The organism is Streptomyces sp. NPDC053665 (assembly GCF_055585285.1).
Map to the genome: position 1 here is coordinate 81,688 of NZ_JBVJKK010000002.1, position 22,679 is coordinate 104,366.

Annotated in this window: 23 protein-coding genes; 9 read left to right on the forward strand and 14 right to left on the reverse strand. The window is 74.6% G+C overall.

Annotated features, from left to right (window positions below; translation table 11 throughout):
- Nucleotides 1-5: 5 nt before the first annotated feature.
- A complete protein-coding gene (locus tag ACZ6ZN_RS07945) occupies nucleotides 6-431 on the reverse strand; it encodes a CBS domain-containing protein (protein ID WP_398111927.1) in 426 nt (141 codons plus the stop codon).
- 190 nt (nucleotides 432-621) lie between these two features.
- Nucleotides 622-1,263: a nucleoside/nucleotide kinase family protein gene (locus ACZ6ZN_RS07950; protein ID WP_469644168.1), complete on the reverse strand. Its 642-nt coding sequence runs from the start codon at nucleotides 1,261-1,263 to the stop codon at nucleotides 622-624.
- Between the two features lie 168 nt (nucleotides 1,264-1,431).
- Here ACZ6ZN_RS07950 and ACZ6ZN_RS07955 point away from each other — a divergent pair, with 168 nt between their 5' ends.
- The 3 genes from ACZ6ZN_RS07955 to ACZ6ZN_RS07965 all read left to right on the forward strand — a co-directional run bounded on the left by ACZ6ZN_RS07955 (nucleotide 1,432) and on the right by ACZ6ZN_RS07965 (nucleotide 4,414).
- A complete protein-coding gene (locus ACZ6ZN_RS07955; protein ID WP_469644171.1) occupies nucleotides 1,432-2,130 on the forward strand; it encodes a DUF2293 domain-containing protein in 699 nt (232 codons plus the stop codon).
- Nucleotides 2,131-2,329: 199 nt separating this feature from the next.
- On the forward strand, nucleotides 2,330-2,818 hold the full coding sequence (locus ACZ6ZN_RS07960; protein WP_469644174.1) for an anthrone oxygenase family protein: 489 nt from the start codon (nucleotides 2,330-2,332) through the stop codon (nucleotides 2,816-2,818).
- Nucleotides 2,819-2,923: 105 nt separating this feature from the next.
- A complete protein-coding gene (locus ACZ6ZN_RS07965) occupies nucleotides 2,924-4,414 on the forward strand; it encodes a glutamate synthase subunit beta (protein WP_469644176.1) in 1,491 nt (496 codons plus the stop codon).
- Between the two features lie 50 nt (nucleotides 4,415-4,464).
- On the opposite strand, the gene ACZ6ZN_RS07970 is transcribed toward ACZ6ZN_RS07965, so the two are convergent.
- Nucleotides 4,465-4,950, reverse strand: coding sequence for a carboxymuconolactone decarboxylase family protein (locus tag ACZ6ZN_RS07970; protein WP_469644178.1), 486 nt, complete (start codon nucleotides 4,948-4,950; stop codon nucleotides 4,465-4,467).
- A 46-nt stretch (nucleotides 4,951-4,996) separates the two neighbouring features.
- Here ACZ6ZN_RS07970 and pdxR point away from each other — a divergent pair, with 46 nt between their 5' ends.
- On the forward strand, nucleotides 4,997-6,409 hold the full coding sequence (gene pdxR, locus ACZ6ZN_RS07975; protein ID WP_469644181.1) for a MocR-like pyridoxine biosynthesis transcription factor PdxR: 1,413 nt from the start codon (nucleotides 4,997-4,999) through the stop codon (nucleotides 6,407-6,409).
- 319 nt (nucleotides 6,410-6,728) lie between these two features.
- Here the strand turns inward: pdxR and ACZ6ZN_RS07980 are convergent, their stop codons facing one another.
- The 3 genes from ACZ6ZN_RS07980 to ACZ6ZN_RS07990 all read right to left on the reverse strand — a co-directional run bounded on the left by ACZ6ZN_RS07980 (nucleotide 6,729) and on the right by ACZ6ZN_RS07990 (nucleotide 8,807).
- Nucleotides 6,729-7,541, reverse strand: a complete 813-nt coding sequence (locus ACZ6ZN_RS07980; RefSeq protein ID WP_398111934.1) for an SAM-dependent methyltransferase — start codon at nucleotides 7,539-7,541, stop codon at nucleotides 6,729-6,731.
- Between the two features lie 150 nt (nucleotides 7,542-7,691).
- Nucleotides 7,692-7,946 (reverse strand): DUF397 domain-containing protein, encoded by a 255-nt coding sequence (locus ACZ6ZN_RS07985; protein ID WP_030246665.1) that lies wholly within the window; start codon nucleotides 7,944-7,946, stop codon nucleotides 7,692-7,694.
- Nucleotides 7,947-8,807, reverse strand: a complete 861-nt coding sequence (locus tag ACZ6ZN_RS07990) for a helix-turn-helix domain-containing protein (protein WP_398111935.1) — start codon at nucleotides 8,805-8,807, stop codon at nucleotides 7,947-7,949.
- A 238-nt stretch (nucleotides 8,808-9,045) separates the two neighbouring features.
- Between ACZ6ZN_RS07990 and ACZ6ZN_RS07995 the strand changes: the two genes are divergently transcribed.
- The 3 genes from ACZ6ZN_RS07995 (at nucleotide 9,046) to ACZ6ZN_RS08005 (ending at nucleotide 12,425) form a co-directional block, all read left to right on the forward strand.
- Nucleotides 9,046-9,816, forward strand: a complete 771-nt coding sequence (locus tag ACZ6ZN_RS07995) for an ATP-binding protein (RefSeq protein WP_469644185.1) — start codon at nucleotides 9,046-9,048, stop codon at nucleotides 9,814-9,816.
- Complete coding sequence (locus ACZ6ZN_RS08000; RefSeq protein ID WP_469644188.1) at nucleotides 9,813-10,247, forward strand: hypothetical protein; 435 nt, start codon at nucleotides 9,813-9,815, stop codon at nucleotides 10,245-10,247. The genes ACZ6ZN_RS07995 and ACZ6ZN_RS08000 overlap by 4 nt, the downstream gene beginning before the upstream one ends.
- 213 nt (nucleotides 10,248-10,460) lie before the next feature.
- Entirely contained in the window at nucleotides 10,461-12,425 is a 1,965-nt protein-coding gene (locus ACZ6ZN_RS08005) for an ABC transporter ATP-binding protein (protein ID WP_469644190.1), read from the forward strand.
- 6 nt (nucleotides 12,426-12,431) lie between these two features.
- Here ACZ6ZN_RS08005 and ACZ6ZN_RS08010 read toward each other — a convergent pair whose 3' ends face one another.
- The 3 genes from ACZ6ZN_RS08010 to ACZ6ZN_RS08020 form a co-directional block, all read right to left on the reverse strand.
- Nucleotides 12,432-12,614, reverse strand: a complete 183-nt coding sequence (locus tag ACZ6ZN_RS08010; RefSeq protein WP_369196318.1) for a hypothetical protein — start codon at nucleotides 12,612-12,614, stop codon at nucleotides 12,432-12,434.
- 155 nt (nucleotides 12,615-12,769) lie between these two features.
- Nucleotides 12,770-13,459, reverse strand: a complete 690-nt coding sequence (locus tag ACZ6ZN_RS08015; protein WP_469644195.1) for a DUF899 domain-containing protein — start codon at nucleotides 13,457-13,459, stop codon at nucleotides 12,770-12,772.
- 98 nt (nucleotides 13,460-13,557) lie between these two features.
- Nucleotides 13,558-14,922 carry an amidohydrolase gene (locus ACZ6ZN_RS08020; RefSeq protein WP_469644198.1) on the reverse strand — a complete coding sequence of 455 codons (1,365 nt, stop codon included), beginning with the start codon at nucleotides 14,920-14,922 and terminating at the stop codon, nucleotides 13,558-13,560.
- 134 nt (nucleotides 14,923-15,056) lie between these two features.
- Here ACZ6ZN_RS08020 and ACZ6ZN_RS08025 point away from each other — a divergent pair, with 134 nt between their 5' ends.
- Entirely contained in the window at nucleotides 15,057-16,019 is a 963-nt protein-coding gene (locus ACZ6ZN_RS08025) for an endonuclease/exonuclease/phosphatase family protein (protein WP_469644202.1), read from the forward strand.
- A 40-nt stretch (nucleotides 16,020-16,059) separates the two neighbouring features.
- Here the strand turns inward: ACZ6ZN_RS08025 and ACZ6ZN_RS08030 are convergent, their stop codons facing one another.
- Nucleotides 16,060-18,045: an FUSC family protein gene (locus tag ACZ6ZN_RS08030; RefSeq protein WP_469644205.1), complete on the reverse strand. Its 1,986-nt coding sequence runs from the start codon at nucleotides 18,043-18,045 to the stop codon at nucleotides 16,060-16,062.
- A 154-nt stretch (nucleotides 18,046-18,199) separates the two neighbouring features.
- Nucleotides 18,200-18,976 carry a nucleotidyltransferase family protein gene (locus ACZ6ZN_RS08035; protein WP_469644208.1) on the reverse strand — a complete coding sequence of 259 codons (777 nt, stop codon included), beginning with the start codon at nucleotides 18,974-18,976 and terminating at the stop codon, nucleotides 18,200-18,202.
- Between the two features lie 150 nt (nucleotides 18,977-19,126).
- Here ACZ6ZN_RS08035 and ACZ6ZN_RS08040 point away from each other — a divergent pair, with 150 nt between their 5' ends.
- Nucleotides 19,127-19,582 (forward strand): RidA family protein, encoded by a 456-nt coding sequence (locus ACZ6ZN_RS08040; protein WP_469644211.1) that lies wholly within the window; start codon nucleotides 19,127-19,129, stop codon nucleotides 19,580-19,582.
- Here the strand turns inward: ACZ6ZN_RS08040 and ACZ6ZN_RS08045 are convergent.
- From ACZ6ZN_RS08045 to ACZ6ZN_RS08055, 3 genes are read right to left on the reverse strand one after another with little or no spacing between them, the layout of a single operon-like run.
- The gene (locus tag ACZ6ZN_RS08045) at nucleotides 19,579-20,280 is read right to left on the reverse strand and encodes a uracil-DNA glycosylase (RefSeq protein WP_451879240.1); all 702 of its coding nucleotides are present in this window, start codon (nucleotides 20,278-20,280) and stop codon (nucleotides 19,579-19,581) included. The two genes, ACZ6ZN_RS08040 and ACZ6ZN_RS08045, sit on opposite strands and share 4 nt — an antisense overlap.
- On the reverse strand, nucleotides 20,280-21,701 hold the full coding sequence (locus tag ACZ6ZN_RS08050; RefSeq protein ID WP_469644216.1) for an MFS transporter: 1,422 nt from the start codon (nucleotides 21,699-21,701) through the stop codon (nucleotides 20,280-20,282). Before ACZ6ZN_RS08050 ends, ACZ6ZN_RS08045 begins: the two co-directional genes overlap by 1 nt.
- Nucleotides 21,698-22,375: an ArsR/SmtB family transcription factor gene (locus ACZ6ZN_RS08055; RefSeq protein ID WP_469644219.1), complete on the reverse strand. Its 678-nt coding sequence runs from the start codon at nucleotides 22,373-22,375 to the stop codon at nucleotides 21,698-21,700. Before ACZ6ZN_RS08055 ends, ACZ6ZN_RS08050 begins: the two co-directional genes overlap by 4 nt.
- Nucleotides 22,376-22,679 lie beyond the last annotated feature (304 nt).

Sequence of the window (22,679 nt, forward strand, 5' to 3'; positions counted from 1 at the left end):
CCGGGTCAGGCCGTGGTCCTGGCGTAGACGCTCTCCGCCCAGGAGGCCATCTGGCCGTCCGTCAGATGCCGGGCCAGGTCGGACTCGCTGATCATGCCGACCAGGCGCTTGTCCTGGATCACGGGGAGCCGGCGGATGCGGTGTTCCTGCATCTCGTGGAGCACCTCGCTGACGTCGGCGTCCGCGTCGATCCAGCGGGGCGTGCCCTTGGCCAGGTCGCCGGCGGTGACGCGGGCGGGGTCGTGCCCCATGGCGACGCAGCCGACGACGATGTCGCGGTCGGTGAGGATGCCGCACAGCCGCTCGTCCTCGTCGCTGATGGGCAGGGCACCGACGTTCAGCTCGCGCATGAGCTGGGCGGCGCGGTCGAGGGTCTCGTGCGCGGGGATCCACTGGGCGCCGCGGTGCATGATGTCTCCGGCGGTGGTCATGGGCTGCCTCCCGGTGCCGGACGGCCGGTGCGGCGCGGGACGCGCCGCGAGTCCCGGCCCTCCATTCTCGCCGCGCCCCGAGGGGCCCGCACACGGAGGCCGTCGGCGCACCCGCCCGCTGCCGCTCCGAGGCCCGGGGACGTCTCGCTCGGCCGGTGCCCGCGACACGGCCGCGGTCGGCCGGACCCGCTCAGCCGCCCCACGCGGGGTGCCGTGGGTCGTCCGCCCTCACCAGGACGTCGGCCGTGTGGACCGGGTCGGTCTCCTGCTCGTAGCGCTCGAAGGCCGGGAGGGTCCAGTGCTCGTCCTCGGGTGTACGGCGGCGCAGGGCGCCCGGGGAGAGGAGGACGTGGACGCTGAGATCGAAGGGGAACCAGTGCCGAAGGAGGAAGGGACCGTGCAGCAGCAGGACGCCGCCGGGCGGGAGTTGGACGTAGGGGGTGCGCGTGGCGCGGTCGGTCGCCGGGTCCCACAGGTCGGGCAGGACCCGCCCGTCGCCCTCGGCTTCGAGGGGGCCGAACACCTCGCGCCACAGGGCGCCGGTGTCGTACCAGCCGCCGTAGTAGGCCTCCACGTCCCGGTGGCCGTACTCCAGACGCACGGAAGCGGGGCGCAGGAAGTCCTCCGTGCCGACGACGAGCGAGGGACGGCCGCGTACGCGCAGCGCCTCTCCGACGCGCCGGGCGAGGTCGCCGGGGCGGGCGGCGGGGGCACCGTCGAAGGCGACACGCGGCCAGGGACTGCCGTCGGCGGGCTTCAGTTCGAGCAGGCGCTCGGCGAGCAGGTCGCCAAGCCGGTCCCAGGTGATCGCTTCGAGTCGCACACGGCCCATGATGCGTCAGGAAGCGACAGGGGAGGCGGCGCGAACATCACTGGCCCCCGCGCGAGCGGGAGGGCTCGGGGGGCGGCCGGGAGGGCGGCGGCCCGGTCGCGCTGCCTGATCGGGCGGGTTTCGTGCCGTGGACGTGGTGGGCACCGCGTGAGAGGGAATGAACTCCTCATGGTCCCCCGCGTGACGCTCCCGCCCCTCGGCGGACTGGTCGCCTTCCAGCCGCTCAAGCGGCGGTACTGCGCGGAGTGCCGGCGCGGCCCCCTGCCGCTGCTCGCCCTCGAGGAGGGTGCTCCGCGCTGTCTCGACTGCGCCGACCTCGGGCATCTGGTGTTCCTGCCGAGCGGCGACACCGCGCTGACGCGCCGGGCCCGGGAGGAGAGTTCGCTGTCGGCGGTGGTGGTGCGGTTCAACCGCCGCAAGGACCGCTACGAGCGGCAGGGTGTCCTGGTCGAGGAGGCGGCGCTCGCCCGGGCCGAGCAGCGGTGCCTCGCGGACGCCGAGGCACGGCGTCGGCGCCGCACGCGGGACGCGCGGCGGCGGGCGGCTCAGGACGCGTTGTTCGCGCGGGCGTTCGCGGCGGAGATACTGCGGCTGTTCCCCGGGTGCCCGGCCGAGCGGGCCCTGGCGGTCGCCGCGCACGCCTCGGAGCGGGGCAGCGGCCGGGTGGGCCGCAGTGCGGCGGGGCGGGCGTTGTCGGAGGAGGCGGTGACGGCGGCGGTCGTGGCCTCCGTGCGGCATCTCGACACGCCGTACGACCGGCTGCTGATGAGTGGAGTGCCGCGGCAGGAGGCCCGGCGGCGGATCGCCCCGGCGGTGCAGACGGTGTTGCGGAGCTGGTCAGGAGCGGGGCTGGGCTCGGCGGGGTGAGGACGCCCCTCCCGCCCCCGGCGTTCGCCGGGACGAAGGACGAGACCACCCGGCCCCTCGGCCACCGGGAAGTCATCGGGTGATGGACGCTCGCGCATGGCTCTGTGCCGCTCGGCCATGGCCCCGGGAGCCGTCAGGCCGTTCACTGGTGTGCGGGCGGAGCGGCGGACGGCATCCGCCCCGACGGGTGGGAGAGGACATGATCGACGGACCGCACACCGCGCTGACGGTGCTGGGAGTGCTGGCAGTGCTGGGGACGGGTCTGGTGGCCGGGGTGTTCTGCGGCTTCTCGACCTTCGTCATGCGGGGTCTCGCGGCCCTTCCACCGGAGCGGGGAGCCGCGGCGATGCAGGCGATCAACAGGGCGGCGGTGCGACCGCCCTTCATGATCGTGTTCCTCGGCACGGCCGTGCTGTGCGCGGTGATCGCCGTCGTGACCCTCGTGCTGCGGCCGGAGCGGGGAACGGTGGAGGCGCTGGTGGGCAGCGCGCTGTATCTGTTCGGCTCGTTCGGGCTCACCGTGGCGGCGAACGTGCCGCGCAACGACACACTGGCCCGCCTCGAACCCGGGTCGCCCCGGGCGGCGGCGTACTGGCCGGTCTACGTGCGCGAGTGGACGCGGTGGAACCACCTGCGCACCCTCGCCTCGGCGGGAGCAACCCTGTCGTACGTGCTGGCCCTCACCTGAGCGCACGCGGCGGCGGGCACCGGGGCGGACGCGGACGTATCGTGGCGAAAGGAGCGCCGCCCGACGACGCACGGCCCGTCACCCGCACACGCAAGGAAGACGGCCATGGCCGATCCCAAGGGTTTCCTGACCACGCCCCGGCAGGACTGGCCGCGCAGGCCGGTGGAGGAACGGGTGCGGGACTGGGACGAGGTGTACGTCCCCGGAGCGCTGCTGCCGATCGTCGGCGGGCAGGCCGGCCGGTGCATGGACTGCGGCATCCCCTTCTGCCACGACGCCTGCCCGCTGGGCAACCTGATCCCGGACTGGAACGACCTGGTGGCGCGGGGGGACTGGCGGGCGGCCGCGGACCGGCTGCACGCGACGAACAACTTCCCCGAGTTCACCGGGCGGTTGTGTCCCGCGCCGTGCGAGGCGGGCTGCGTGCTGGCGATCAACCAGCCGGCCGTCACGATCAAGAACGTCGAGTGCGCGATCGCCGACCGGGCCTGGGAGGAGGGCTTCGCGCCGCCGAGGCCACCGGAGCGGTTGTCCGGCAGGACGGTGGCGGTGATCGGCTCGGGCCCGACGGGCCTGGCCGCGGCCCAGCAGCTGACCCGGGCCGGGCACACGGTGGCGGTGTACGAGCGCGACGACCGGCTGGGCGGCCTGATGCGGTACGGCATCCCCGAGTTCAAGATGGAGAAGCACCATCTGGAGCGGCGGCTGGAGCAGATGCGGGCCGAGGGGACCAAGTTCCGCACGTCGACCTCGGTGGGACGGGACATCGACGCGGACGAGCTCCGGACCCGTTACGACGCCGTGGTCGTCGCCACGGGCGCGACGGCGTGGCGCGAACTGCCCGTCCCGGGAAGGGAACTGACGGGTGTCTGCCAGGCGATGGAGTACCTGCCGCTGTCCAACCGGGTGCGCGAGGGGGACCTGGCGGCGTCCCCGCTGTCGGCGGCCGGACGGCACGTCGTCATCGTGGGTGGTGGTGACACGGGTGCGGACTGCCTGGGCACCGCCGTGCGGGAGGGTGCCGCGTCGGTGACGCAGTTGGACATCTACGCACTGCCGGAGCGGGAGCGCGACGAGGACGGCGAGCCGTGGCCGACGTACCCGGTGCGGCTCTACCGGCTGTCCGCGGCGCACGAGGAGGCCCGTGACCTGCGCACCGCTCCGCTGGCGGACGCGGACGCCCGGCTGTTCGCGGCGTCCACCCTGCGCTTCGAGGGCGACGGCAACGGGCGGGTGCGCGCGCTGCACCTGGTCGAGGTGGACGCGCGGCGCCGCCCGGTGGACGGCACGGAGCGTTCGCTCCCCGCCGACCTGGTGCTGCTCGCCCTCGGCTTCACCGGCCCGGACCGGCACGACGGCCTCGTCGACCAGCTGGGACTGGAGCTGGAGCCCCGCGGCACGATCGCGCGGGACGCGGAGTTCGCCACCAACGTGCCCGGTGTGTTCGCCGCGGGTGACGCGGCCCGGGGGCAGTCGCTCATCGTCTGGGCGATCGCCGAGGGGCGGGCGGTGGCGGCTGCCGTGGACCGTCATCTGACGGGTGCTTCGGTCCTGCCGGCTCCGATCGGGCCGTTCGACCGGCCCATGTCGGTCTGAACCCCCCGCTTCCCCGCCCCCGCGGGCCTTGCTCCCCCGCCGGCCCCCGCTCACCGCTCGTCCGTGCCCGCCGCCTTCCTGGTGGCCAGGGCCACCCGGTTCCAGGTGTTGATCACGCAGATCAGGGCGAGAATCTGGGACAGTTCCCGCTCGTCGAAGTGTGCCGCGGCCTCGTTGTGGACGTCGTCGGGGACGCCCGCGTCGGCCACGCGCGTCACCGCGTCCGTCAGGGCGAGGGCCGCCTGCTCGCGTTCGGTGAAGAAGGGGCGGGCCTCGCGCCACACGGCGACCATGTGCAGCCGGTCCTCGCTCTCGCCGGCCTTGCGGGCGTCGTTGGTGTGCATGTGGAGGCAGTACGCGCAGTGGTTGAGGTGCGAGGCGCGGATCTGGATCAGTTCGACGAGGGCGGGGTCGAGCCCTTCCCGGGCCGCGGCGTCGAACGCGATGAGCGCCCGGAAGGCCTTGGGCGCGTTCTTGGCGAACTCGGGCCGGGGAGCGGCGACTTCGGTGGTGGTCGTGCCGGGTTTCGTCGTCATGCGTTCAGGCTATGGGCCGCAAAGACCGGCTGTAGGGTGCATTCCCGTGACGGATTCATGGGTCAATCGGGCGGAGCCGATCGGGTCGGACCTGCACCTCGAGCTGACCGGGCCGGGCGGCCGGCGCGCCGCGCTGATCCGTGCGCTGCGGGGCGCGGTGCGTGACGGGCGGCTGGCCCCGGGCACGCGGCTGCCGCCGTACCGCTCGCTCGCGGCGGACCTCGGTGTCGCCCGGAACACGGTCGCGGACGCCTACGCCGAGCTGGTCGCCGAGGGCTGGCTGACCGCCCGGCAGGGGTCGGGGACGCGGGTCGCGGAGCGTGCCGAGCCGCTGCGGCCCACCGCGCGCACGCCGAAGAAGTCGCCGCACCGCGCCCAGGGCCCCCGGCACGACCTGCGCCAGGGCAGCCCGGACAGCTCCGCGTTCCCGCGCACCGCCTGGCTCGCCTCCTACCGGCGGGCCCTGCAGCGGGCGCCCGGCGAGGTGTTCGGCCCGGGTGACCCCGCGGGGCGTGCCGAGCTGCGGGAGGCGCTCGCCGAGTACCTGGCACGCGCGCGTGGTGTGCGCACGGAGCCCGGCAGGATCGTGATCTGCTCGGGTTTCGCGCACGCGTTGCGGCTGCTGTTCGGCGGGGGCGTCCTGCGCGGGCCGCTGGCCGTGGAGGCGTACGGGCTCGGGTTCCACCGGGAGGTGCTGGCCGCGGCCGGGGTGCGCACGGTGCCGCTCCCGCTCGACGAGGACGGCGCCCGGGTGGACCGGCTGGGGCGCGAGCGGGCCGTGCTGCTCACGCCGGCGCACCAGTTCCCGACCGGCGGGCCGCTGCACGCCGCGCGCCGGGCCGCCGTGATCGACTGGGCACGCACGCGTGGCGGGCTGGTCCTGGAGGACGACTACGACGGCGAGTTCCGGTACGACCGCAAGCCGGTCGGCGCGGTGCAGGGCCTCGACCCGGAGCGTGTGATCCACCTCGGTTCGGTCAGCAAGAGCCTGTCTCCGGCGGTCCGGCTCGGCTGGATGGTGCTCCCGGAGCGGCTGGTCGACGCCGTCCTGGCGGCGAAGGGTGAGCGCGAGGCCTGGGCGAGTGTCCTGGACCAGCTGTGCCTGGCGCACTTCATCGTGTCGGGCGCCTACGACCGGCATGTCCGGCGGATGCGGCAGCGCTACCGCCGCCGCCGGGACCGGCTCGTCGCGGCGCTCGCCGGGCAGGCGCCGCACATCGAGGTCACCGGCGTCGCCGCGGGGCTGCACGCGGTGCTGCGCCTGCCGCCCGGGAGCGAGGCGTCCGCCGTCAAGGCGGCCGCGTGGCAGGGCGTCGCCCTCGACGGTCTGGCCGCGTTCCGGCACCCGGAGACGGACATGCCGGCGGCCGACGGCCTGGTCGTCGGCTACGCGACGCCCTCCGAACACGCCTACGGAGCGGCCCTGGAGGCACTGTGCGGCGCCCTGCCGCCGCCGTGACCCGCCTGTGTGTGCACACCGACCGCTGTGACAGGACCGACCGCTGTGACAGGCCGGTGCGGCGTGCGCCGCGGCTGCTCCGCCCGTGCGCGCGCACTCGCCGCCGTGCCCCGCCCCCGCGCGTGCACTGCCGTCGTGACCGGCCCGTGCGGCGCGCACGGCCGCCGCCATGCCGCCCGTGCGCGTGCACTGCCATCGCCGTGACCGGCCGGTGCGGCGTACACCGCCGTGACCGCCCGTGCGGAGCGCACCACCGCCGCCATGCCCCACCCATACGGCGTGCCCGCCCGCCGCCCCGACGCGGCCACCCCCGCCCCGGCTACGGCTTGCGCGCCACCGCCCCGTAGCCCGGGATGATCCCGTCGTCCTGCCCGGGCACGGGCTCGCCCAGCTCGGGATGCCACAGGTGCGGGACCTCGATGCCGGGCTCGACGAGTTCGAGACCGTCGAAGAAGCGGGTGAACTCCTCCCGGCTGCGCAGGGCGAGGGTGACACCGGCGGCGCGCAGTTTCTCGGTGGCGGCCGCGGACTCCTCCGGCGTGAAGTCGGAGGTGGCGTGGGTCATCACCAGGTGGCTGCCGGAGGGCAGCGCGGCGAGCAGCCGGCCGACCAGCTCGTGCGCGCCGTCCTCGTCGGGGACGAAGTGCAGCAGCGCGATCAGCGACAGGGCGACGGGCCGGGTCAGGTCCAGGACCTTCCGGGCGCCCTCCAGGATGGCGTCCGGGTCGCGGACGTCGGCCTGAAGGTACTCGGTCGTCCCCTCGTCCGTGCCGCGCAGCAGCGCCGCCGCGTGCGCGAGGACGATGGGGTCGTTGTCGCAGTAGACGACCCGGGCGTCGGGCGCGACCCGCTGGGCGACCTGGTGGAGGTTCGGCTCGGTCGGTATGCCCGTGCCGATGTCGAGGAACTGGCGCACGCCCTTGCCGGCGAGCCAGCGCGTGGCCCGGTGCATGAAGGCGCGGTTGACGCGCGCCATCACCGGCACCCTCGGGTCGAGGGTGAGCATCTGGCGTCCCATCTCCTCGTCGACCGGGTAGTTGTCCTTGCCGCCGAGGTACCAGTCGTACATCCGCGCGGGATGCGGCCTGGTGGTGTCGATCGGCGTGGCCGACGTGGGGTCCTGCCCGGTCATGAGGCACTCCATAAGGCGCAGAGGATGGTCAATGCGGCACCGGCTGTTCAGCACGAGAGGGAACAAGAGGGAGCAGAGATAGGGACACGAGAGAGGCACCGGAGAGGAACACGGACAGCGATGGACCGACCGGGAGCAGAGCCGGTCGCGTCAGGACAGCAGGAAGTCCGCCTCCCCCGCCTTCGCCCCCTCGATGAAGGCCGTCATCTCGGCGGTGGTGTAGATCAGCGCCGGCCCGTCCGGGTCGGTGGACTGGCGGACGGCGATGCGGCCGTCGGCGAGCTTCATCGCCTCCAGGCAGTTCCCCCCGTTCCCCCCGCTCCACGGCTTGTGCCAGCCTTCGCTGCCCAAGTCGCGCGCGGGCATGCCGTTGTAGACGTGTTTGCGCGGCTTGATGCGATCCATTCACAGCTCCTTGCGGAGATCCCGGAGGATCTCCTTCGTGCGATGTGCCGTGGCGGCCTGCGCCGCCATGCGGTCCATGACCTCGAGGTGGGTCGCCACCTCCGGGCGCGCGTCGAGGTAGACGGCGCCGGTCAGGTACTCGCTGTAGACCATGTCCGGCAGTTCGGGCATGGCGAACCGGAACAGCACGAACGGCCCGTAGGTCCCCGGGTGCGGACCACTGGCGAACGGCGCCACCTGCAGCGTCACGTTCGGCAGGTGCGTGGCCTCGAGCAGCCGGTCGATCTGGGCCCGCATCACCTCGGGGCCGCCGACCGGACGCCGCAGGGCGGTCTCGTCCATCACGACCCACAGCCGGGGCGCGTCCTCGCGGGTGAGCAGGTCCTGGCGCTGCATGCGCAGGTCGACGTGGCGCTCGATGTCCTCGGGCCGGGTCTGGCCGATGGCTCCGGAGCGCAGGACGCCGCGCGCGTAGTCCTCGGTCTGCAGCAGCCCGGGGACGAAGTGCGGCTCGTAGCTGCGGATGACGCTGGCCGCGCCCTCCAGGCTCACGTACATCGAGAACCAGCCGGGCAGGATGTCGTGGAAGCGCTGCCACCAGCCGGGCTTGTTGGCCTCCTCGGCCAACAGGACGAACGCCTCGGCCTCCTCGTCGGAGATTCCGTAGGCCTTCAGCAGCAGCTGCAGGTACGGGATCTTGAGCGCGACCTCGGCCATCTCCATCCGGCGGACGGTGGCGGGGGCGACGCGCAGGATGCGGGCGGCCTCCTCGCGCTTCATCCCGGCGCGTTCGCGCAGGTCGAGCAGGCGCCGGCCGAGGACGACCTGGCCGACCGTCGGTGCGGACCGCGGTTCGCTCACGCCCCACCTCCACACTGTTGACGAATCGGCCGTTCGAGCACGCTGACAGCCCGGCGGCGCCCTTCGAGAACCCGTCGGAGAGCATGTTCGAACAGGGTTTTCGAACGGATCTTCGACGATCTCAACTGGCGCCGCGCGGGGTGCTGTTGCGAGCAGTGTGCCACGCCGTTCCAGACCGTCACACAGCACTCTGCAATTTTCAGAGTGACACTTGCCAAGTGTTCACGCCGGGGAGATAGTGGCAAGCGTGATTCCGTCCGCGCCCTTAGGAACAGACGCCGCCGCAGGCCTTCCCGGCCTCGGTGCCGGAGCAGACCCCCTCGGGGCCGCTGCCCAGCGCCGGTTCCGCTTCGAGCTGGCCGCACATCCGGGTTCCCCCGCCCAGGCCAGACGCCTGACGCGGGCCCGGCTGACCGGCTGGTCGGTGTGCGAGGACACGTGCGACAGCGCGGCCCTGGTGGTCTCCGAGCTGGTCACCAACGCCATCGTGCACACGGCGAGCACCCACATAGTGTGCGAGCTGCACGACGGCGACGACCTGGTGCGCATAGCCGTGCGTGACGAGGGCTGCGCCCCGGGCCAGCCCCACGCCGCCAGCCGTACCCGGCCCGAGGAGGAGCACGGGAGGGGACTGCTTCTCGTCGACGCCCTCTGTCATGCCTGGGGCGCGCACGAGCACGGCCCGGGACTGCTGGTCTGGGCCGAACTGCCGCGCAAGGCGGACCCCTCCACCGACCCCACCGGGCCGTGGAACGACCTCGGCTGGGGGGAGCCCGGCCACCAGGACGGCCCCGCGGACGCCCCGGGCCGGGACGAACCCGACCGCCACCGCACGGCTCCGCCCCGTGACGAACCGCGCAACGACCTCGGCTGGGGCACCCGCCCCAAGCGGGGCGCCTCCGGCGACCCGGAGGACGGGGAGGGCCCCGACCCCCAGGCGTCGCGCCGCACCTCCGGTGCCCCGGATGTCCCGGCACAGGAGCGCCGCACGGAGCGGGGGCCGGCGTGAGCGCCCCGCGCGGCGGCCCCGTGCTGAGCCTGGACACACTGGTCCGCCTCGGCCGCGGACTGCGCGCGCCGGGTCCGGTCCTGCGGCTGCCCGTGCCGGAGGGCATGACGGCCCCGCTCGGCTGCGACGCGGTCGCGATGCCCGCCCGTCTCGGCCACCGGGTCATGACCCGTCTGCCGCGCGTGGGCTGTGTCTACGCCGACGGGGCGCACTGGTGGTGGCTGGTGCCGGCCGACTCCGACCAGGCACTGGAGTGGCCCGCCCCGGCGCAGTACGCCACGGGTGCGGTCGTCCCCGACGCCGAGCGGCTGCCCGAACTGGTCCACCGCCCGGAGGGCACCCTGCCCTACACCCCGCCGATCCCCCTGTACCTGGCGCTGTGCCGCGTGACCGGCACCGCCCCGTCCTGGTCGCGACCGGTCAGCGCGTAGGACCGACCCCCGCAACACCCCCGCGCCCGTCACCCCCACCCCCCGCCTCCCGCGCCGCCCCGTGCCTTCTGGCATGAGGCCGTGCGCCCGCGCGCCTCCGGCGCCCCGGACTACGCCCTGCACGGGTCCGCTCGGCCCCCGCGATAGTGACCGTTCACCCGCGCACGAACCTGCGCGGACCCGAGCGGACCACGAACGGGAGGTCGGTCGACGGTGGCGAAGAAGCGGACCGCGCCGGAGGTGTCCGAGTCGGAGCGGCTGCTCTTCGGCGGGCCGCTGCGCTACGACATGGGCTGGAGCCAGCACGCCGACGCGTTCCTGGAGCTGGACTTCCGCGCCATGATCCGGCGGTTGCCGTCCCTGCTGGCGTCCAGCCTCCGGCTCGCCCGGCAGGCCGATCCCGGTGCCGCGCGGACGGTCCTGGCCGCCGAGGCGGGCCGGGGCGTGGCGCAGGCGGTGAGCCTGCTCGCCGTGAACAGCGTGCTGGCCCGGCTGATGGGCGGCGGCCCGGTCGAGGAGCGGCTGCGCGGGGCCGCCCCGGCCCTGGTCACGGTCGCCGCCGTGATGCTGGTGGCGGCCCTGCTGCGGGCGGCCAGCACCTACGCCACCGGCCGTCTCGAGCCGAAGGTGGAGCGGGTCGCGACCGAGCGGTACCTGGAACGGGCCGCCGCCGTGGAGCTGTCCGCGATCGAGGACCACGCCTTCCACAAACTGCTGGACACCGCCCAGTACGGCGCCGCCTCAGCCCGCCGGATGATCTCCTACGGGACGCGCGTGATCAACGCGATGATCTCCCTGATCGCGGCGGCGGGTGTGCTGACCGTGCTGCACCCCGCCCTGCTGCCGCTGCTGGTCACGATGACCCTGCCGAGCGCCTGGAGCGCCCTGACCCTGGCCCGGCGGCGCTACGAGTCCTTCCACGCCTGGGTGCAGCACGCCCGGGCGGGCCGGCTGCTGGGCAGCCTGCTCATCGAGCCGGAGGCGGCCCCCGAGATCCGGGTGCACGGGGTGGGCGGCTTCCTGCTGAGGCACTTCCGGGCGATGTCGGAGACCGCCGAGGCCGAGCAGGCCCGGCTGGCCCGGCTCGCCGCCCGGACCGGGCTGTTCGCGGCCGCGTGGACGGGGGTCGCCACCGTGGCGACGTACGCGACGCTCGGCGGGTTGCTGCTGGCCGGGGCGATGGCCCTGTCCGTGGCGGGGACGGCGGTGATCGCGATCCGCACCGGCTCGCAGAGCCTCGACACGCTCGTGATCGAGGTGAACGCGCTGCACGAGGAGGCCCTGTTCGTCGGTGACCTGCACCGGCTGTACGCGGAGGCGGCCGAGCGGGCGATCCCGCAGGGCGGCCGGGCCCTGCCGGAGGAACCCCGCGAGATCCGCTTCGAGAACGTCACGTTCCGCTACCCGGGGGACGCGGCCCGCCCCGCACTGGACGACGTGTCGCTCAGCCTGCCGCTCGGCCGGATCGTCGCCCTGGTCGGGGAGAACGGCTCGGGCAAGACGACGCTGGTGAAGCTGCTGGCAGGGCTGTACACGCCGGACCGGGGCCGGATCCTGTGGGACGACGTGGACGCGGCCACCGCGGACCGGCACCGGCTGGCCGAGCGGATCGCGATGGTGGCGCAGGACTTCAAGCGGTGGCCGTTCACGGCCCGGGTGAACATCGCCCTCGGCCGCACCTCCACCCCGGTGAGCGAGGAGCGGCTGGCGGCGTCGATCGCCGAGGCCGGGGCCGAGCCCGTGGTGGCCGACCTGCCCCGAGGGCTGGACACACTGCTGGCCCGCAACTTCAGCGGCGGGCACGAGCTGTCGGGCGGCCAGTGGCAGCGGCTGGGCATCGCCCGGGCGGCCTACCGCCGCGGCCGCATCCTGATCGTGGACGAGCCGACGGCGGCCCTGGACGCCCGGGCCGAGCTGGAGGTCTTCGAGCGGATCCGCGCCCTGGCCGACAGCGGCCAGACGGTCGTGCTGATCACGCACCGGCTGGCGTCGGTGCGCCACGCCGACCTGGTGCACGTCCTGGACCAGGGCCGGCTGGTGGAGTCCGGCACGCCGGACGAGCTGCTGGCGACGGGCGGGCTCTACGCCGAGCTGTACGCGCTCCAGGCTGAGCAGTTCTCCCCGTCGGCCACGGCGGTGCCACCGGTGAGGAAGGTGCCGGCACCCAAGGCGGGCTGACGCGCCTCAGGCGGTGGCGTCGGCAGCGTCACCCCTGCGGACGATCACCAGGAACATGTCCGTGGCGAGGTCCATCACGACCTCGGCGGGCATGCCCTCCAGACGCCGCGCCTGCGCGAACTCCTCCGCAGGCCAGGAGCCTCGCGGTCCGCCGGCGGGGAAGCGCTCGAGCACTGTTCGCCCGTTCACCCTGCACCTCCATGTAGCGCTGTACTCGTGTAGTTAAACGCCAACCATGGGGTGAACGGCTCGCGAAGTGACGGTTCTGAGACGTTATCGACACGCGTTCACCGTGAAGTGTGAGGAAGTTCTCAGCCGCTTGGCTGATTTGCTCACTGCGGGTGTCAGTCGTCGTACTCGTCGTGATACCGGACGCGCTCGCTTCCCGCCGGCGCTCCGCAGGCCGAGGCGCGTCCCTCGGGCTCCTCCCACTCCTCCTGCCGGCCGAGCGCGGTCAGGTCCAGCAGGCTGGTGGTCGAGCCGAGCCCGTCGAGGCCGCGTTCGTACGTCGAGTAGGTGTGGAAGACGCGGTCGCGGTCGCGCAGGAAGCAGCTCAGGCCCGGTCGTTCGACCGGCTCGCCCTCGTGCTCCAGGGTCACCTCGAAGTCCCGGTTGAAGTCGCTGCCGTTCGAGGAGTACCAGGGCAGCGTCCAGCCCATCCGCGCCTTGAAGGGAAGGATCTTCGGGTACGGCGCCCGGGACACGACGGCGAAGGACGTACCGCGCGCCTTCAGATGGGCGAGGTGCCCGATCTGGTCCAGGAACGCGGAGCAGCTGCGGCAGCCCGCGTCCCACTCCGGCGCGAACATGAAGTGGTAGACCACGAGCTGGGGCCGGCCCTCGAACAGGTCGAGCAGGGTGGCCTTGCCGTCGCCGCCCTCGAAGACGTACTCCTGAGCGACCTCCACCATGGGCAGTCTGCGCCGCTCGGCGTTGAGCGCGTCCCGCGCGCGGGTCGCGGCCTTCTCCTGGACGAGCAGGTCGGCGCGCGCGGCGCGCCACTGTTCGCGCGAGACGATCTCCGGAAGCGACATGGGCCCTCCTGTGACAACGGTCCGTCCCCCGTGCAGACCGGGCGCGCGGGCGGAACTCATCGCCGCCTGGGGACGTTTTCCGCGGGACCCGCGGAAGGTCAGGTGTCGTAGCGCTGGATGCGCCGGCCGTGGCCGCGCTCGACGAGTGCGGGCAGTCGCTCGACCAGCTCCCGCACGACCTCCGGCACGTCGATCGTCAGCAGCTCCCGGTCGCGCATCAGGATCCGGCCGTCGACGATCGTGGTGCGGACGTCGGCGGAGCGGGCGCTGTGCACCAGGGTCGCGGCGAGGTCGTGGACGGGCTGGGTGTGCGGGCCGGTGAGGTCCACCAGGACGATGTCCGCCCGGCGTCCCGCTGCGACGGCGCCCACGCTGTCCCCGAGGCCCACGGCCCGGGCGCTCTGCGACGTCGCGTGGTGCAGGGCCTGACGGGAGGTCAGCCAGCGGGGGTCGCCCTCGGCCGACTTCTGGAGCAGCGAGGTGAGGGCCATGGACTCCCACACGTCGAGGGAGTTGTTGGAGGCGGCCCCGTCGGTGGCGAGGCCGACGTCGATGCCGATGTCGCGCAGGGCGCGCACGGGCGTGGTGCCGGGCCAGGCGAACTTGAGGTACCCGCGCGGCGCGCTCGCGACGGCCGTACGTCCGTCCGCCCGGCGCAGCAGGGGCAGGTCCCGGTCGGTGATGCCGGTGCCGTGGGCGATGAGGACGTCGGTGTCGAGAATGCCAGTGCGTTGCAGCACCTCGATCGGGGTGACGCCGTGGCGGGCGAGGCTGGTGTCGGTCTGGTCGCGGTTCTCGGCGGCGTGCAGGTGCACGGGCAGGCCGTGTGCGTGGGCGAGGCGGGCGGTGGCGGCGAGGTCGGTGTCGTCGACGGTGTAGGGGGCGTGGGGCGCGAGGGCGGTGGTGATGCGCCCGTCGGCCGCACCGCGGTGGCGCAGCGCGAACTCCAGGGAACGCTCCAGGCCTTCGGGCCCCTGCGAGGAGAAGAAGGCCTCCCCCAGCTCGGCGCGCATCCCGCACTCCGCGACGACCCGGGCGACGGCGTCCATGGCGAAGTAGTGGTCGGCGAAGCAGGTGACGCCGGCCCGGATCATCTCGGCGCAGGCCAGCCGCGTCCCCAACTCCACGTCCCGGGTGGTGAGGTTGGACTCCACCGGCCACACGACGTCGTTGAACCACTCCTCGGTCGGCAGGTCCTCGGCGAGACCGCGCAGGGCGACCATCGGCGCGTGCGTGTGGCAGTTGATCAGCCCGGGCAGGGCGACCTGGCCGCGGGCGTCGACGCGCTCGGCGGCGGGCAGGTCCGCGACCGCTGCGGCGGTGGTGACGGCGTCGACGAGCCCGCCGCGCACGACGATCGCGGCGTCCTCGGCGAACCCGATCCGCTCTTGATCGTCGTGCACGAGGACCGTACATGCGCTGATGATGAGGTCGGCGGGACCGTCCGCGGCAGAAGGCGTCATCACGTCAACGTACGACTGCGTCGTGGGGCGACATGAGCCGAACCGCGCATCCCGTCACGGCTCTGTCGCGGGGCGGGCCGGGCGCGCACCCTGGCCTCACCACCCCGTCTGTCGGCTTCGGAAAGGAGCCCGGCATGCTCCTCGGCACCTGGAACCTGGAGAACCTCTACCGCCCCGGCGGCCCGTACGGCCCCGAGGACGAGGCCGCCTACCAGGCGAAGCTCGCCGCGCTCGCCGCCGTGATCACGGAACTCGACCCCACCCTGCTGGGCGTGCAGGAGGTCGGCGACCCGGAGGCCCTGAAGGACCTGACGGGGATGCTGGACGACGACTGGCACCTCGCCCTGTCGGATCACGCCGACAGCCGCGGCATACGGGTCGGCTTCCTCAGCCGCGTGCCGCTGACGGTGGTGGCGGACACGGCTTCCTTCCCGCCGGAGCTGCGTCCCGTGCAGGTGGACGACGCGGGGACGACGGTGACCGCGGCGGGACGGGGCTTCCTGGCCGTGGAGGCCGGGGAGGGCGAGTCCGCCGGGAGCGGGCCGCTGCGGGTGGCCGTCTGCCACCTCAAGTCCAAGCTGCTGTCGTATCCGGACGGCCGCTTCCAGCCGCACGACGAGGGTGAACGGGCCCGCTACGGCGCGTACGCGCTGTACCGGCGGGCGGCCGAGGCGGCGGCGCTGCGCGCCCTGGCCGACGAGTTGCTGGCCGGGGACGGGCAGGGGCGGGACGTGGCGCTGGTCGGCGACCTGAACGACGAGGTGCAGGCGGCCACGACCCAGATCCTGCTGGGCCCGCCCGGCTCGGAGATCGGCACCCCGGGGTACGACCGCCCCGACCGGGGCGACGCGACACGGCTGTGGGACGTGGCACCGCTCATCCCGCCCGGGCAGCGCTACTCGCGTGTGAACTCCGGGCGCCGGGAGTTGATCGACCATGTGCTGCTGAGCCACCGCCTGGTCCGCCGGGCGTCGGCGGCGGGCACGGGACTGCCGGAGGAGGGCCCGCCGGGCCTGCCGTCGATCGGCCCGGACCCGGCGGCCCGCCGGGGTGTGCCGGGCTCGGACCACGCGCCGGTGTGGGTGCGGATCGGGTGAGGGCCGCCCCGCGGCGACTGCTCGGGGCGGGGTCCGGGCGCTATCCGGCCAGGGGTGCCCGGGGCAGCCGCAGTCCCAGCCGCGCGCCGGGTCCGGCGAGTTCGCCGAGCAGAGCGGTGAGCCGCTCGGTGTGTCCCGGCCCGATGCGGCCCGTGTCGTCGAGGTGGACGGCGCAGGCGGTGGTGGTGTCGACGAGGCGTTCGAGCAGATCGGCCACCTCGTCCGCGCCCTCGGTGTGCCGGGCCACGGCGGGCAGTTCGTGCGCGGCCAGGGTGATGGCGGACCGGGCCTCGGCGAGGGTCCGGTAGGCCTCGCGGCGCAGCGTCCAGCGGGCGGCGCGGTCGTCGGCGGCCGTGTGGGGGCCCGGCGGTCCCGGGCGCCGGCTGGTGGGCGTCGCGCCGGCCCGGGCGCCGGCGGATGCGCGCGGGCCGTCGTGGTCCGCGGGCACGGTGGCCGGGCCGCTGTGCGGGGCGCCGGCTTCGGCCAGGACGTGGGCGAGGTAGGCGTAGGCGGCGTCGGCGGCCGCCGTGAGCCTGCCGCGTACGCCGCCGCCCTTCTGCCCGGGCATCGTCAGGTGCCCGACGAGCAGCACGATCACGCAGGCCAGCAGCGTCTCGCCGATGCGGCCGGCGGAGGCCTGGGGCTCGCCGCCGACCATGACCAGGGCGAGGACGAGGACGGTGACGACGGCGGTCTGGGCGGCGAAGTGCCGGGTGGCGACGGGGATGAGCGCCCCGCTGAGGGCGACCAGCGCGACGAGCCCCTCGGGGCGGGGCAGGACGGTCGCGAGCCCGGCGAAGAGGAGGGCGCCGAGGACGGTCCCGGCGGCGCGGTTCAGTACGCGCGAGGCCAGCGGCCCGAGGTCGGGCTTGACGAGGAAGACGGCCGTGGCGGGCAGCCAGTACCAGTGGTCGTGCTGTCCGTACCACTGCGTCCGGTGCAGGGCCTGGGCGACCGCCGCTGCGGCCCCGAAGCTCAGGGCCACGCGCAGCCCGTACTCCCGCCCGGCGCTGCCGAGGGCGGCGCGCAGCCGGAGCCGGGCGAGGCGGGGGCGGGTGTGCAGGTCGCCGCCGCGGCCCTGGTCGAAGACCTCGGCGGCGTGCAGCAGGGCGTCGTCGAGGGCGCGCAGGGCGGGCGCGGACCGGACGGGCGCGGGCAGCGGCCCGGTGTGGGCGTCGGCGCGCACCGCCGCGGCGAGTCGCCGCGGGCCTTGCCGGGCGCGTTCGGTGACGGGTTCGCCGGCCCAGGCGAGGGCGGTGGCGGCTTCGGCGAGGGGCAGGGCGGCGGCGTACCGGGCGTGCAGCCGGCGCTCGGCGGAGGAGGACGCGTACCGCCGCAGCCGGGGCCCGGCGAGGGCGTCCTGCGCGTGGTCGAGGGCGGCGGTGAGCGCGGCGCGCCGGGGGATGGCGTCCGGTCCGCCGACGGCGTCGAGCAGTGCGGCGACGGCGTCGTAGACCCCGGCGACGGCCTCGCGTTCCCCGTCGAAGCGGAAGTCGCCGCCGAGGGAGCCGGGGGTGGGCAGGGCGAGCCGCAGCAGGAGCAGCCAGCCGGCCCCGGCGAGGAAGGCGAGCGCGCGCTCCCAGCCGGGTTCGGGCAGGGGCATCCCGGCCCCGACCGCGGCGCCGACGAGCAGCTGTGTGCCGGTGGCGGAGGCGACCGGCCCGACGGCGCTGATCGCACCGGCGACGAGACCCACGAGCGTGAGGATCACGGTCAGCACGACCGCGCCGGTGCCCTGCCCGGCGTACGTCCCGACGACCAGCCCCACGGCACCGCCCAGAGCGGGCGCCCCGAGGCGCTCGACGGAGGCCCGCCGGCTGCCGGGCCGGTCGTTAATCCCGGCCAGCATGGCGGCGATGGCGGCGACGACGCCCAGCGACGTGCGCCCGGCCTGCACCGCGACCAGCAGCAACGGGCCGGCCGACAGGGCCCCGCGGGTCACCGCGCTCCAGGGCACGGGCCCCCGCTGGGCACGCAGTGCGTGCGCGAGCCACGGCGGAAGACGGGGGGTGGTGCGGCGGGACACGGGGCTCCTGTCGTCTCGGCTCAGGCGGGGCGGGCCTTCGGGCGACGGCGACCGGGGCGGGGTGAGGACCTCCAGGGTAGGCCGGGTCACCCACCTCGAGGTTTCGGGAACGTGTCGGAGGGGCGCGCGGTGGGGGTTCTTTATGAACGCAACCTCAGGTGCGAGCTGCTTCCACGGCCCGGTCGAGCAGTTCCCCCACCTCGCGGAGGGTCCGGGCGAGCCCGTCCGGTCGGCTCGTCAGCCGCCCGACGAGCGCGTCGGCCTCCTCCAGGCCCGCCCGGGCCGCCAGCCCCTTCTCGTTGGTCACCCACTCGCCCCGGGCCGCCAGGACGGCGTGGGCCGTCTGGGTGGTGGCCAGGGCGATCGCTCCGGCGACCTGGGTGGCCGCGCCCTTCGGGGCGTGGCCTGCTCCGGCGTAGGCGAGGGTGGCCGTGGCCATGCCGTGCCAGTGCGGTGGGGCGGCGGCGCGCAGGGCCGGGGGGTAGGTGCCGGGGCGGGGCAGGTCTCCGCGCAGGACCTTGTTGATGGCGAGTTCGGCGAGCAGGAGGTAGGTCGGGATGCCCGCCAGGTGGAACATCAGGGGTTCGACCCGGAAGCGGCCCGCCTCCGCCTCGGCCGACTCGCGTTCGACGACGTCGAGGTCGCGGTAGTGGACGTCCACCCTGCGGCCCTCGACCGTCAGCCAGGCTCCGCCGTTGAAGACGCCTCCGCCCCACGCTCCCACCTCGGAGACCTCGCCCTCCCAGCCGATGGCGCGCAGATCGGCGGGGTCGAACGCACCGCGGTAGTAGACGGCCAGGTCCCAGTCGCTGTCGGGTCGTTCGGTGCCCTGTGCGCGGGAGCCGCCGAGGGTGACGGCCCGGACGGTGGGCAGGGCGGCGAGGCGGTCCGCCGTGCTGTCGAGGAAGGTCTGGTCCGCAACGGTGGACACGGCAGGCTCGCTCCTGGTCGGTCGGGGTTCCGGGCAGGGTAGGGGAACGCCCTGGTCGTGGGAAGCGAAATACGGGTGCGGCCGGGTGCCGTGGCCGCGCATGATCGGCGGGTTGCCCGCTTCGCCGTCGTCCCCGATCGGAGGACCGCCGTGATCCGTCGTGTCACCGTCCCGAGCCTCTTCCCGCCGCCCACCTACTCCCACGCGTCCGTCGTCGAGGCCGGCACGCGGCTGGCGTTCCTCGCCGGGTCCGTTCCCCTCGACGCGGAGGGCGAGCTCGTCGGCCCGCAGGATCCGGTGCGGCAGGCCGAGCAGGTCATCGCCAACCTGCGGGAGCAGCTGGACGCCGTCGGCAGCGATCCGTCCCACGTCGTGACGACCGACGTGTACGTGGTGAGCGCCGATCCTGCGGTGCTGTCCGCCGTGTGGGCCGTGGTCGAGGCCTCCGGGCTCAGCGCGGGTCCGCACTCGTCGACGCTGATCGGCGTGGCGTGCCTCGGGTACACGGGCCAGCTGGTGGAGATCACCGCGACTGCCGTCGTCCCCGACCAGGAACTGCCCGCGTCCGCGATGCCCGCCGACGCCGTCGGCCGTCCGCGCGGCTAGCCGTTCACCGGGAGGTCCGCCGCTTGCGCGGCCGTGCGCAGCACGTCCCGCAGCATCACCGGCGTGAGACGGCCCGTGAAGGTGTTGCGCTGACTGACGTGGTAGCAGCCGAACAGGTCCAGCCCGTCCAGGCGGACCCGGCTGCCGTGGGCGAACGCGGGGCGCGGCTTCGGCACCGGCCAGCCCGCCTCGGCGAACGCGGGCAGCGCGGCCTGCCAGCCGAAGGCGCCCAGCACGAGCACGGCCCGCAGGGTCGGGCGCAGCAGCCGCAACTCCTGCACGAGCCAGGGGCGGCAGGTGTCCCGCTCCTCGGGGGTGGGCTTGTTGGCGGGCGGGGCGCAGTGCACCGGCGAGGTCACGCGGACGCCGTACAGCTCCAGTCCGTCGTGGGCGTGCACGGCGGTCGGCTGGGAGGCGAGACCGACGTCGTGCAGCGCCTCGTACAGGACGTCTCCGGAGCGGTCGCCCGTGAACATCCGTCCGGTGCGGTTCCCGCCGTGCGCGGCCGGGGCCAGGCCCACGATCAGCAGCCGCGCGTCGGCCGGCCCGAACCCGGGCACCGGCCGTGCCCAGTACGTCCAGTCCGCGAAGGCCGCTCGCTTCACCCGGGCCGTCTCCTCGCGCCAGGCGACCAGCCGCGGGCAGGCCCGGCACTCCGCGATGCGCCGGTCGAGAACGGGAAGGCCGCTGGTGTCCATCACTCCACCGTAGGACGAGGCGCGGGGTGGGTCTTTCGGGGGGCGCGATCATCGGCGGATGCGGCTGGGGGCAGGGGGCCGGTCCCACCCCCGGCGGCGGTCACCCGCACGGTCCGTTCACCGGTGCGCCGCAGCCACAGCAGGGCTCCGGCGAGCAGCACGGCACCGGTCAGCAGCCAGGGCAGCGGCCCAGGGCGCAGCACCCCGACGGCCAACCCCGTCAGTGCGCCGACCAGTTGCTGGGCGAGGGACTGGACGGACAGGGCGGTGGCCCGGCCCGCGCTGGAGACGCGGCGGTGCAGCAACTCGTTCTCGTTCGGGGACGCGGCACCGAGCCCGAGGTAGACCAGGCAGAACCCGGCGACCGCGACGGCCGTGGCCGTCGGGTGTCCGGAGGCCGCGGTGATCCCGAGCAGCAGCAGTCCGGCCGCCCCGGTCCCGAGACCGGCCAGCACGGCCCGTTCACCACTGCCGGCGACCCGGGCGGTGAAGGGCGCGAGGTGGCTGCCGGCCCCGCTGCACAGGAAGCCGGCGCAGGACAGCGCGGCATAGACCATCGCCCCGGAGTCCGGCGCCCCGGTCACCTGGGCCGTGCGCCCGGGCACGAGCAGTTCGACGGCGGCCAGGGCACTGCCGGCGGCCGCGGCGCTGAGCAGCACGCGGCGGACCACCGCGTCCCGCCCGCCGAGCCTCAGCCCGTCCATGACGGTGGCCGGGACCCCCCTCATCACGGCACGCACGGTGGCCGGCGGCCGCGGGGGCTCCCGCAACACGGCCAGGACGTAGCCGATGAAGACGACCCGGACCACGACGCCGAGCAGCAAGGGGACGGCCAGGGGCGGCACCATCCCGCCGGTCGCCCCGCTCAACCGGGCTCCGGGATCGGGCCCCAGGCCGAGCAGCCAGGGCACCGCGCCACCGAGCAGGATGCCGGCCGCGAGGGCGGCGGAGGTCGCGGAGCCGCCCCGGGCCAGCCCGGTGCGCAGCTCGGCGTCCGGCCCGGAGCACGCGTGGACGGTGTCGACGTACCAGGCTTCGGCCGTGCCGCTGGACAGCGCCCGGGCGGCGCCCATGAGCACCATGCCGGCGGTGAGCACCCAGGCCGTGCCGCCCAGGCCGAGCAGGAGGCCGGCCGCCACGTTCAGCACACCGGCCACGACGAGCACCGGCCTGCGCCCGAGCACGTCGGACAGTCCCCCGGTGGGCAGTTCCAGGGCCGCCACCGTCAGCGAGTGGACCGCGAACAGCGCCGCGATCGCGGCCACGGACATGCCGCGCTCGCTGAACAGCAGCACCATCGAGGCCATGCCCAGACCCGGCGGCAGCCAGAGCAGCGCACAGAGCGTGACGTAGCGCCGCCGGGCGCTCCGTGTCCCCGGGGAGCCGGACGGACCGGCGGTTCCGGGGCGGGCCCCCGTCATGAGTCGTCGCCCCCGTCCCCGGCGCCCCCGGCGCTCCCGGCACTCGGGGCGCTCGGGCCTTCGATAGCGCCGAGGTCGAGGTCCCCCTGCTCGTGGGGGGCGACCGGCAGTGCGGCGGTGAGGAGCACGACCCGCTGTGCGTCCGGGTCGTCCGCGTCACGCGCGGTCAGTTCCTCCAGCTTCGCCGCGACGGCGGCCCAGAGCTCCTCGACCGACCCGGGCGTCAGTCGGGGCATGAGGTCACTGATCCCGGACGGCTCCACCCACTCCGGGCCCAGCCGCCCGGCGGCCATGTCCGACTCGTGCTGGGCGAGGGACGACTCCAGGTGCTCGATCTGCCTCCGCCGCGCCAGGCTGACGAACGCGCGCCCCGCCGAGGACGACTCCATCGACTCGTTGCTCCACGACGTCACCGTGTGCAGCGCCCGCCAGCGCCGCTCCCGGCCGTCCCGGTGCTCGGCCTCGGCGATGAACCGGTACTTCGCCAGCACCCGCAGGTGGTAGCTGGCCGACGCCGACGACTCCCCCGTCCGCACCGCCAGTTCACTCGCCGTCGCCGGCCCGTCCTGGCGGAGCAGCCCGAGCAGCCGGATCCGCAGGGGGTGCGTGAGGGCCTTCAGGGCGGCGGTGTCGTGCTCCGGGTCGAGTACGCGCTTGTGCTCGTCGCTCTCCATGCCGGGAGCGTAGGGGGCCGAAGGTGTTCAGCAAAAGACTTTTTGCAAAAGTTCTTTGGGGGACCCGACCGGGGTACACGAATATCCCGTCCGGTCGGCCCGGCAGGAGGACTAAGGTCGAAGGCATGGCTTCTCGAGGTACGGAGTACGGCGGGACGGAGTACGGCGGTACGGACGCGGCAGCGAACGCGGCGCCCGCGGAGAAGGCACCCGAGCCCGGGTCGCCCGCCGACGCGTCGTCCCCGCACTCCTCCCCCGCGGCCCCCGACACCGACGCGTCCGCCGATACGTCCGCCGGCACCCC